A 10,594-nucleotide genomic window follows, 5' to 3' on the forward strand; every position below is an offset into this window, starting at 1 on the left:
TGCTGTTAGATCGCTTCCTCCTGCGCTGCCCCATGATCGTCGCCGCGCCGCAGCAGCCGGCTCAGCAGCACATACAGCACGGGGATGAACACAAGGTTCAGTACGGTTGAAAACAACATGCCGCCCACAATCGTTGTGCCCACTGAGCGTCTGCCCAGTGCGCCTGCACCCGTTGCAAATACCAGCGGCAGTACGCCCAGAATGAACGCGAACGAAGTCATCAGAATCGGCCGCAGCCGCAACTCCGCCGCCTCGATTGCCGCATCCGCAATCGAACGGCCTTTGCGCCGCATTTGCTCGGCAAACTCCACGATAAGAATCGAGTTCTTGGCCGACAGACCAATCAGCATCACCAAGCCGATCTGGCAATAAACATCGTTCGACATTCCGCGCAGCGCCACTAACCCCAATGCGCCAAGCACCGCCATCGGCACCGCCAGCAAAATAATGAAGGGCAGCGCAAAGCTCTCGTATTGCGCCGAAAGAGTGAGATACACCACGAGAAGGCCGAGGCCGAAGATCAGCAGTGCGCGCCCGCTCGACTCAATTTCATCCAGCGTCAGCCCCGTCCATTCGTAACGCATGCCGGGCATCATGTTCTGTTTTGCCAGATCCTCCATGCCCGTGATTCCCTGGCCCGAGCTGAATCCGGGCGCCGGCGATCCATCGATCTCAACTGAGCGAAACAGGTCGTAATGCGTAATGACGGGAGGACCGGAACTTTCCGCGACGGTCACCAGATTATCGAGTGGAATCATCTGTCCCGAATTCGACCGCACATAGTAGTCACGCAGGTCCTTCGCCGTCATGCGATATGCCCGGTCGGCCTGCACGTACACCCGGTAGGTTCGATTATTGAAATCGAAATCATTCACGTACTGCGAACCCATAAAGACGCCCAGCGCACTCGTGATCTGCGAAAGTGGTACATTCATCGCCTTCGCCTTTTCACGATCGATGGTCACCAACACCTGCGGGTCATTCGCTGAGAACGTGGTGATCAGGCCGGTGATGTCTTTGCGCGCACGTCCGGCTCCAACCATCTGGTGGGCTACGCGATCAAGGTCGGAAATCGTATTGACACCCGTATCCTGCAGCATGAACTGAAACCCGCCATAGCTTCCCACGCCGTTCACCGCGGGAGGCTGGATCACAGCCACCAGTCCGCCGTTCGGCTGAAACATCAGTGAGCCCAGCTTCGGGGTGAGATCCGCAACAATGTCTGCGGCGGTATGACCAGAGGCGCGGCGCTCTTTGGCTGGCTTGGTGCTGATAAACATCATTCCGGCATTCGAAGCATTACCTGCGAAGCTGAAACCTACGACCGTAAACGCGCCCGAGATATCTTTATTTGAATACAGGATTTGCTGAGCACGATCGGCAAGAGCCGAAGTATAGGTCAGCGAAGACCCCGGTGGCGCCTGAATGATCCCCATCAGAAAGCTCTGATCTTCCTGCGGAATAAACCCGGTAGGAACTCTGATGTAGACCAGATATGTCGCCCCGAGACCTGCGAAGAAGACCAGCAGCAACACAAACCGCAACTGCAACGCAACGTGGATAACCTTCGCGTACGTCTTCGCAAGCCACGTCACAAATGCATCGGCGCCGTGAATAAATGCGGCAAACGCACGCGAGAGCGGCCTGATACGCAGAAAATCGAGCTGCCGCGGCCGCGCCTCTTCACCGCGCAAAAACATCGCAGACAGCGCCGGCGATAGCGTCAACGCGTTGAATGCCGAAATCGCAATCGAAAACGCGATCGTCAGCGAGAATTGCCGGTAAAGTATGCCCGTCGTCCCCGGAAAAAACGAAACCGGCACAAACACCGCGATCAGCACCAATGACGTCGCAATCACGGCGCTCGTCACCTCGCTCATCGCGCGCGACGTGGCCTCGTGCGGACTCGAGTGCTCCATCGCAATGTGCCGCTGCACATTCTCGATCACCACGATCGCGTCATCCACCACAAGTCCCGTAGCCAGCGTGATTCCAAACAGCGTCAGCGAGTTGATAGAGAAATCGAACAGTCGAATAAACGCAAAGGTCCCAATCAGCGAAACCGGAATCGTAACCGCGGGAATAATCGTCGCGCGCCAATCCAGCAGGAACAGGAAGATGACAAGAATAACGATGCCGATAGCTTCGCCGAGCGTGAGAAGTACTTCGCGGATCGAGTCACCCACTACTGTCGTCGAATCGAAAGCAATTGCATATTCAAGGCCCGGAGGAAAGCTCTTCGACAACTCCTTCAAAGCGGCCTTGGCCCGGGCATCCACATCGAGTGCATTCGCATTCGACAGTTGCAGCACGCCGATACCCTGTGCCGAAAGGCCGTTGTATTCAAGCAGCGAATTGTAGTCCTCCGCGCCGACCTCGGAGTGACCCACGTTCTTCAACAGGATCAATCCACTTGCTGTGCTTTTCAGAATGATGTTGTCAAACTGCTGCGGATTTGAAAGCCGACCCACCACGCGCACCGGGATTTGAAAGGCCTGATTACCGTTCGATGGGGGTTGCCCCAACTGGCCTGCCGGAATCTCCACGTTCTGCTCTTGCAGCGCACTGATTACATCAGCCGCAGTCAGACCGTTCGCGGCGAGCTTCAACGGGTCGAGCCACACACGCATCGCGTACTTGCGCTCGCCGAATATGTTCACGTCGCCCACGCCGGGCACGCGCTTGATCGCGTCCTTTACATAAACATCAAGGTAATTCGAAATGAATTCGTGAGAATAGCGGCCATCTCGCGAGAAGAATCCTGCCCCAAATACAAAGTTGGTATTCGCCTTGCTGATCGAAATGCCGGTTGCGTTTACGGCGGCCGGCAGCCGCCCCGTCACGCTGGCTACGCGATTCTGCACATCTACAGCCGCGATATCGAGGTTGTAGCCGGTCTGGAAAGTCGCCGTAATCTGGCTGGTCCCGCTATTCGTACTGGAGGAGCGAAGATAGCGCATGCCCTCCACTCCGTTGATCGCTTCTTCCAGCGGAATGGTGACCGCCTTCTCCACCGTGTCGGCATTGGCACCCACGTAGTTGCAGGTCACATTCACCTGCGGCGGCGCCAGCGTCGGATACATCGCCACCGGGAGATTCGGGATGCAGATTGCTCCCGCCAGGATAATCATCAGCGCGCAAACCGTTGCAAAGACCGGTCGATGAATGAAGAAATCAACAAACAAGATGAGCCCTCTTTCGTTGTGTTCCCGGAAGCGCCATCAGGCGCAACGCTCGCTAGCGGCCGATACACTCAGCCCGGGATGGGGGAAACAGGCATTCCGTTCACAAGGAACTGCGTGCTCGACACCACCACCTGGTCTCCCGCATTCAAGCCCGAGGTAATGGAATAGGAATTCTGCACGGTGTCGCCCAGGACGACCGGAGTCTGCGCAGCAATGAACTGCCCATTCGCCTGCTTCCGAGCGACGAACACAAAAGGCTGCCCGCCCTGCCGCGTCACCGCAAGCACCGGAATCACCACCATCGGCTTCGTGCTCCAAATAACCTTTGCCTTGATCAACTGCGCGTTGCGCATGATCTCAGGCGTGGAGTGCACAGGCGCCTTTGCCAGAATACCCTGCAGATTCGGATCCACCTGCGGCGACAAGAAATCGATCTTCGTCTTCTCCAGAAGTTTTCCGCTCGTGTCGTACAGCTCCACTTCGAGGCCGATGCGCGCCTGGCTTGAACGCTCGGTCGGAATATAGATATAAGCCTCGATATCCCCAGGCTGATCCACCGTCGTCAGCATCGCCGTCGGCGACATCTGCGGAGAAACATAGTCCCCCAGGTGTACGGGAATATCTCCGACCACCCCATCGAACGGCGCGCGAACTGTATAGTACCCAAGCTGAGCCTCCTGCATGTCGCGCGTTCCCCGGGCCGCCTCATAGTCGGCCTTGGCGTTGTCGTAAGCCTGTTGCGCCTGGTCCAGCGCATCTTTACTCGTCACGCCGGCGTCGAAAAGCTTTTTCTGGCGACCCAGTTCGATCGCGTCATAATCGTACAAAGCCTTCTTCTGCCGCTCCGTCGCGCCCTGCGAAGCCACCGTCGCCTGCTGCTGCCGCGGATCGATCTCCATCAGAGCCTGGCCGGCCTTCACGTGCTGGCCGCTGTGTACCAGGATTTTGGTCAGAAGTCCGTTTACCTGCGGCTGTATCGTCGCCGACCGCCGCGACTTGATCGTCGCCATGTACTCGTTGCTCTGGGCCACCGGCTGCAATTGCACCGCTACCGTCTTCACCGGCATCGCCTGCATCCCAGCCGCTGCCTGGGGAGCCTTCTGCGGTGCCTTCTGGCATCCGATTACAGCCACAATGAAGAGCAATGTGCTGCTTGCACAAAAAATGCGTTTCAAAATAAGGACCCCTTACTCAGTTTCACACCCTCTGCGGGTCGATGGACTATGAAATGCAGCATTTATGGTACAACCCGACCGCAGCCGGCTCATGTGATCCAATGCCAATTCCAAGCCTTTTTCTGAATCAGAATTTCAGGCGCTGTCTCGCGTGGGTGATGCACCAAACCAGCAGATTGTCGCAAAAAATCGCCGTTGTGCCATGCGCCTTGTTGTCACCCGGTCTGCTGTGATGTCGACCGCTCCAGCCACGCCTTCCTTAGCTCCCCTCTCTTTAAGGCAGATCAGGGATCAAGGCGCCCGCCCGAGCTCCCTGGTCGATGCAGGCATCAACAAGCGAACATGAACTGCTCCGCAGCACAAAACCGCTTGCCACACTTTGGATCATCGCCTGTTCCGCCGATTTCAGAACGAACAACTGAAAACAAACCTCTGACACATACAGGCGCTCCGCAGGAGCTTCTATATTGGGGATGGGAGCTCGTGTGCGATCGGTTCTGCAGCTTCTAGTTCGGCTGAATTGCCTGTTTCGGCGATTCAGAACTGACAACTGGAAACGGACGACGGAGAACTGGATCAGCTTCTTTGACATGGATTCAACAGGTTGGTACCCTTCATAAGGGCGCATTTCGGCCAATCTGACCGTTTTTCTGCCCTTTCCAATAGCGTCCCCGTCGTCTAGCCCGGCCTAGGACACCGCCCTTTCACGGCGATAACACGGGTTCAAATCCCGTCGGGGACGCCAACAAAATAAAAGACTTGCAAGATTCGGGCCGAAAAAACGTGGGTTTGAAAAGGTTCGATAAGGATTTCCACTTGTGGAAAGCCAGTTCTACTCTTCGTCATCTTTCCCCTCCTCAATACCCATGATCTGACGCACCACCTTGCTGTGGGCGCTACGCCTGATCGCCGTTATGCCCTGCGTATACACATCCATCGTCACCTTGAAGTTGGCATGACGGAGCGTCTCCTGGATCGTCTTCACGTCTTCTCCGTTCGCCTTCATTAGCGTGCCCAGGCTGTGCCGCAGCGTGTGCCAGCCGACCGGCTCCTTGATCTTCAGGATGTTCTCTAAAACCGGCTTGAGATACACCCGATAGATGGAACTCGGCCAGTAGGGTTGCTTGCCCCGTCGCGCGGGACTCGCAAACACCCAATCTTTCGGCTGGTTATAGGCGCACCGCAGACGCCATTCCCACAGGATCTCGGCAACGGCCGCATCGATCGGAACCGGCTTTCTCGAAGCCTCCGTCTTGCAGCGTTCGATTCGCTGTTTGACGACATCGCGGGTTAGGCGAAGTTCCAAGTTCTCGAAATCGATATCCTCCCACTTCAGCCCGAGCAACTCTCCGACCCGAAGGCCGGTCGATGCACCGAGCAGAACTGCGGTTTTGGGAAGATCCACCAGGTTCTCCAACAGCTCTTTCAACTGCTGTGGTGTCAGGATGGTGGGAATTCGAGCACGCTTCGCGCTCTGCCGTACATGACGGATGGGATTGTACGTCGTCCATTCCCACCGCTGTGCGTGACTATAGAGAGCGCTCATAATGTTCCTGGTCTTCGCCTTGGATCCTTTCGACATAGGTAGCGACTTCAGCCATTGCTCAACCTGGACTGGTTTCACCTCCGTCAACCTGTACGAGCGCCAACGGGGGAGAATCCACTTTCTGAGGTAGCCCTGGTAGGTCAGTTGGGTGGAGTACGACTTTCGCGTGTCGTCGTCTCCGGGTTCGCTGCCGAGCGGTCTGGTACCGTGCACCACGTCCGGCAGTTCATGTTGCCTGTAGTGCTCAACCAACGTCTCAAAGCTGATTGCTTGCAATTTCTGTCGCGGGGTTTGTTCGTTTACGTCTAGTCGCAGCGAGTCGGCCGCCTTCTGTGCCTCGGCCTCGGTTTTGAACTCGCTAACCGTGCCAATCACAGCCTTGCGATATCTCCTGGTTCCATCCAGCTGGACCTCATACCAGCGGAAGACCCAAACGGTCTCACCAGACTTCTGGCGCTTTTCACGCTGCAGACTTCCTCGTTGATGTCGTACTCGTACTCGCCTCATGTTTTCCTCCTTTGGGGTGGCGAGCACGATTGGCCTGCTTTGAGGGTAGCCGAAAATCAGGCCGGCGGTTCCTCTCTATATCGTGTTCGCGACAGAGTTTCCCTCGGACCCGCTAGACCCGCTTTAGGGTGCGGGTGCCAGAGTTGGCCAGGGCAAATATTGAGAATCCGTGGGTTCGATCGCTAGCTAAATGCCTGGTCGGCGCGGAAACGTACGATCGTCAACCCCAGTGGATTCACCGCGAGTTCGTTGTTTTTCACGTTCTCGCGAAAGACGTAGGTGACCGTCGCCGTCCAGCGTTCGCGTTTCACTTCGCTGTGGTCCGCAGGATTCGTGAAGACCTTTTCGAACTCGATGCGCGCCGAAAACGGGGACTGGCGCAAATCATCGAGTACGACATTCTTGACCTCGACATCGACAAAAGGCAGGCCCGAGTCCCTGACGTAGGACTGAATGAGGTTGTCCTTGCGTTCCTGATCGATGACCGCGCGCTGCACGTCACCGTTCAGAAAGTAAAGCGCGTTCATCTGGTCCCGCTCAACGGTGAACCGGTTGCGGCTAAAGTAGAGCTCGGCCCACCGCGACAAGTAGTATTTGTTCTCCGCTTCCTGGGGCCGGTACTGAAAGTTGCGATAGTCGATCGCTTCAGCCCGGCCAACATCATTGATGCGCACGACCATCGGATGCATCGATGCGAGCGCATTCTGGCTCCGGTATACGAGGGCCGCGAGTGCGAGACAGATGGCACATAGCACCAGTACCGTGATCTTCAAATATGTGTTCATCACCAGCGGCTCTCCGTATTGTTCGAGATATTTTTCCGCTGCTCGTGTGAGATCGGGTTGTCTCATGTTGACCTCCATTCGGGCTAAAGCGCCCGTGCAACTACGGCCGTGACTAATCCGCCCAGTCCGCTACTGTGACCACCAACATGACCGGAGAAGAGGCTCGCGGTCATGGTCGGGATTTTGAACAAGACAAAACCAGCGATAAAGCAGAGCATGAGGAGGCCAGGCATGACGATAATCAATCGTTGGGGCGCATCTACGTTCATTGCTCCGCTTGTCAGATAGTTGATAAGGAGGTGACTCATCACACTCATGGTCGCCGCTGCGACGACCTTATAGAACTCGAAACCAAGAAACGCCTTCAACCATCCCCAGAAGAGAAAATCAGTCTTGTCGAATACCATCCAGGGGATGAAAACCGGACCAAGAATTCCGATCACGGTTGCTCCGATTGCACCGTATGCAAGAATCACGGAGATCAATCCAGCAAGCACGCTCAGAACGAGCTGAACTGTAAAAGTGCAGAGTAATGTGTAGGGTTCAGTGAATGCTGGAGACAAACTTCCGATCTTGCCCAGAGCTTGATGAATTGTGTTCTGCACTTCCTGGGTAGAGTCATTGCCAATGTAGTCGACGAGGGTGCTGGTTCCTCCGCTGATGAAGCTTTTGAGCGAATACCCGATGCCCGGAATTGAGGTGTCGTAGAAACGTACAAAACAGTACGCGAACGTAATCAGCACAAAGAAGCTTACGAACTTTGCGATGCTGAATCCTGGCCCCCCCTGCGCAGATGCAAGTGCCTCCTGCACACCAAACCAGACAAGCATGATGGTTGCAAGGGCGATAACCATATGCAATCCCAGCGCGTCGATAGAAGGCGACACAGTTGCCGTCAAATTGTCACAGCCGTTCTTGATCAGAATCAGAAAGTCCATCACCGGCCTCCAACCGACCTAATAGTGAAATGCCCACTGCGTCCCCGCACTCGTCTGCTGAGGCGTCAGATAATTGAAGTTCTGTTGATACCCGTTTCCGGCCTGAAAGAGTGCCTTTAGGTTGTCCTGCTGCACCTTTTGGCCAACGATCTGTTGCAGCGCCTGCCCTTGCAGGATCTGATTGGTTTCCTGCTGCGTGCGAAGTTCAATTAAAAGGGCCTGATTGATCCGCTGAAGTGCGGCCATTTCCGTGTGCTGAGCGGGATCACTCGAATGCGAGGCGGCTTCGAGCTGGCTGATATCTACCTCACGCTGTGTCGCATTTGCGCGGATCGTGCCAACCGTTTGCAGATTACTTGCGTTAACAGCATCGGAAAGATCTACTGTCGCTCCTTGTGCCGCAATCGCCTGCTGGCCCTGACTGCTCAGAGCTGAATATCCAGAGATCTGCCCCGACCGTGGAAAGCTTGAGGTTTGATTTGCAGAGGACGCTCCATTCCCGGTCGTAGCAGCATTCATCCAAGGCAGTGAATTCCCGTATGTGTTTGCAGGCCGAGTCAGAACGATCCATTGCTGACGGCCGAGATTGCTATACGAGGTATAGAGGTTCTGCGGCAGAGAAGCCATACGCTGGGCTAGGTTGTATGCAGCGATCACATTCCGCGTCGTCTGCACGGTCGTCGTGTAAAGTTGGTTTCCTTGCGTGATCTGCTGAATCGCGTGACCAGATTGTGTCGGATCGAAGACGATGCCGGACCCGAATTGGGCGCAAGCTACCTGCGAGCTCACGGCGAGAGTGATCGCCGCAGCGAATATTGTGCTCTTCATTTGTCCTCCGTTAGTCTGCTATTTTGCGGCGCGCTCGGCTTGCAATCGCGCCCAAGCATCTTTCGTCTTACGATCTTCTTCCTGACATTTCGGGCTCAGAGTTGGCTTCGCCTGCAGGTATGTGTCTGAGCAATCCTTTCTGAATTGCGCCTCTAAGCCGTCGTACGCTTTTTGAAGTTGATCAACCTTTCGTTGGTGACTTTCACACCCAGCCAGAGCCATCAATGAAGCTGCGCTGAGAGTTGTGAACAGTGCGGCCTTGAGCATGAATGAATCTCCTCAAAACGTTTGTGGAATCGAGTGGTTGTCGTATGCAGGGAGAAGCATGTCCTGCGTGAAGTACACCTTCACGCGATGTCCCTCCCGATTTGTGATCGTGGGAGGGATCTGAATGAACCGGTCGAGCACGGTTGTCGCCGATTGCGAGACGCTTGAGGCGGCACCCGTCGTGAACGCCTGTGAACCGCTGGTCGAGATCGTTCCTCCACCGGATTCGATCTCGCCGGCGCCGGAAATTACACCCAAGGCAATCGAGGTCCCAAAGATCTGAAGGTAGTGGTTGTTGACCCTATCCTTCAGCCCTTCTTCGCCGATCTGATCGAGACCGTGAAACTGATCTAGATCGACAGAATATCCATCGGGCATGATCATGCGATGGAATACAACGGCAATGCGACGTTGCTGGCCAATCCCGCTTGACCCGATCTTGCGCGCCTCACCAAGCACAACGGTTCCGTCGGGAACAAGCACATGCTGACGATCGTGCGAATAGACCGGGCTGGAAACCAGGACCTTCACCGGACCAGGTGAATCGCCATCGAGCCGATTCATGAGGATTGTGTCCATCGTCAGGCCTTCATGAACTACGTAGGGCTGGCCAATCGCGGAATCGATATTGACCTCGGCGCTCCGCTTGGTGGCTGCATCGTCGGCCGAACTGCTCTTCTTTTCCGACGCCTCACGAGTCGAAACAAGGCTGCTCGCCGTCCGGTCGGGAGATTGGCTCATCGCCGCCTGCGTCTCACTGTCCAGATGCGGATTCGCATCCGTACGAGATGCCGCCTGTGCGTCGCTCGAGTGCGTATAAACAAGGTTCGATGCAAATCGAGCGTTATATGCCAGTTCCCGCTCCCTGGCGGCCAGTTGCTGCGCCTGTTCTTGTTGTGGAGAAAGCTGTGGTTGTGCATAGACTCCTTGTTGCTGGCACGGTTGGCCCGGTGTGCACGATGTTCCTTGCCCAGTGGGCCCGTAGGCCGCGGCAACTACCTGCTGCGCAGGTGTGCCGCCTGCCAACGATGCGTCATTTGTCAACGGTGTTTGCGCCGCGGCAGCCTGTGCTTCTTTCTGACGCTCGGCGGCAAGTTGATTCTTGAGGTCTTGGACATTGTTGTCCGTGTTGTCCTGAATGGTCGGCTGCGGGGCTTCATGCTGCGACGCAGAAGAATGGCCGGGAGCCTTCTTGCCATAGGTGCTGACGATCGCCGCAGCCACAACCGCCGCCGATGCTCCGAGGAAGATCCACACCTTGGCGTTCTTCCTCATGACACCCTTGGGCTCGGCCTTGGTGCGATGCAACTCCGCATCAGCTACGGCTACCTGTTCGGGTTGAATAGTTTGCTCTGCCATTGCG

8 protein-coding genes and 1 tRNA gene are annotated in these 10,594 nt (G+C 56.0%); 1 reads left to right on the forward strand and 8 read right to left on the reverse strand.

Annotated features, from left to right (window positions below):
• Positions 1-5 precede the first annotated feature (5 nt).
• Positions 6-3,185, reverse strand: a complete 3,180-nt coding sequence (locus WCA10_RS15295) for an efflux RND transporter permease subunit (protein ID WP_472823400.1) — start codon at positions 3,183-3,185, stop codon at positions 6-8.
• Positions 3,186-3,253: 68 nt separating this feature from the next.
• Complete coding sequence (locus WCA10_RS15300; RefSeq protein WP_472823401.1) at positions 3,254-4,360, reverse strand: efflux RND transporter periplasmic adaptor subunit; 1,107 nt, start codon at positions 4,358-4,360, stop codon at positions 3,254-3,256.
• Between the two features lie 667 nt (positions 4,361-5,027).
• On the opposite strand from WCA10_RS15300, the gene WCA10_RS15305 reads away from it, so the two are divergent.
• Positions 5,028-5,105 (forward strand) — tRNA-Glu (locus tag WCA10_RS15305).
• 87 nt (positions 5,106-5,192) lie between these two features.
• On the opposite strand, the gene WCA10_RS15310 is transcribed toward WCA10_RS15305, so the two are convergent.
• The 6 genes from WCA10_RS15310 to WCA10_RS15335 form a co-directional block, all read right to left on the reverse strand.
• Positions 5,193-6,413, reverse strand: a complete 1,221-nt coding sequence (locus WCA10_RS15310) for a tyrosine-type recombinase/integrase (protein WP_472823402.1) — start codon at positions 6,411-6,413, stop codon at positions 5,193-5,195.
• 182 nt (positions 6,414-6,595) lie between these two features.
• Positions 6,596-7,264 (reverse strand): VirB8/TrbF family protein, encoded by a 669-nt coding sequence (locus WCA10_RS15315; RefSeq protein ID WP_472823403.1) that lies wholly within the window; start codon positions 7,262-7,264, stop codon positions 6,596-6,598.
• 17 nt (positions 7,265-7,281) lie between these two features.
• Positions 7,282-8,136, reverse strand: a complete 855-nt coding sequence (locus WCA10_RS15320) for a type IV secretion system protein (protein ID WP_472823404.1) — start codon at positions 8,134-8,136, stop codon at positions 7,282-7,284.
• Between the two features lie 18 nt (positions 8,137-8,154).
• Positions 8,155-8,964, reverse strand: a complete 810-nt coding sequence (locus WCA10_RS15325) for a hypothetical protein (RefSeq protein WP_472823405.1) — start codon at positions 8,962-8,964, stop codon at positions 8,155-8,157.
• An 18-nt stretch (positions 8,965-8,982) separates the two neighbouring features.
• Positions 8,983-9,231 carry a hypothetical protein gene (locus WCA10_RS15330; protein WP_472823406.1) on the reverse strand — a complete coding sequence of 83 codons (249 nt, stop codon included), beginning with the start codon at positions 9,229-9,231 and terminating at the stop codon, positions 8,983-8,985.
• A 12-nt stretch (positions 9,232-9,243) separates the two neighbouring features.
• Positions 9,244-10,590, reverse strand: a complete 1,347-nt coding sequence (locus tag WCA10_RS15335) for a TraB/TrbI/VirB10 family type IV secretion system protein (protein ID WP_472823407.1) — start codon at positions 10,588-10,590, stop codon at positions 9,244-9,246.
• Between the last annotated feature and the right edge of the window lie 4 nt (positions 10,591-10,594).

Source organism: Occallatibacter sp., assembly GCF_049582745.1.
In the GTDB taxonomy this organism is placed as follows: domain Bacteria; phylum Acidobacteriota; class Terriglobia; order Terriglobales; family Acidobacteriaceae; genus Telmatobacter.

Excerpts from the sequence above, each read along its gene's own strand:
- WCA10_RS15330 (WP_472823406.1), bottom strand. The coding sequence starts at position 9,231 with ATGCTCAAGGCCGCACTGTTCACAACTCTCAGCGCAGCTTCATTGATG.
- WCA10_RS15315 (WP_472823403.1), bottom strand. The coding sequence starts at position 7,264 with ATGAGACAACCCGATCTCACACGAGCAGCGGAAAAATATCTCGAACAA.
- WCA10_RS15325 (WP_472823405.1), bottom strand. The coding sequence starts at position 8,964 with ATGAAGAGCACAATATTCGCTGCGGCGATCACTCTCGCCGTGAGCTCG.
- WCA10_RS15310 (WP_472823402.1), bottom strand. The coding sequence starts at position 6,413 with ATGAGGCGAGTACGAGTACGACATCAACGAGGAAGTCTGCAGCGTGAA.
- WCA10_RS15320 (WP_472823404.1), bottom strand. The coding sequence starts at position 8,136 with ATGGACTTTCTGATTCTGATCAAGAACGGCTGTGACAATTTGACGGCA.
- WCA10_RS15335 (WP_472823407.1), bottom strand. The coding sequence starts at position 10,590 with ATGGCAGAGCAAACTATTCAACCCGAACAGGTAGCCGTAGCTGATGCG.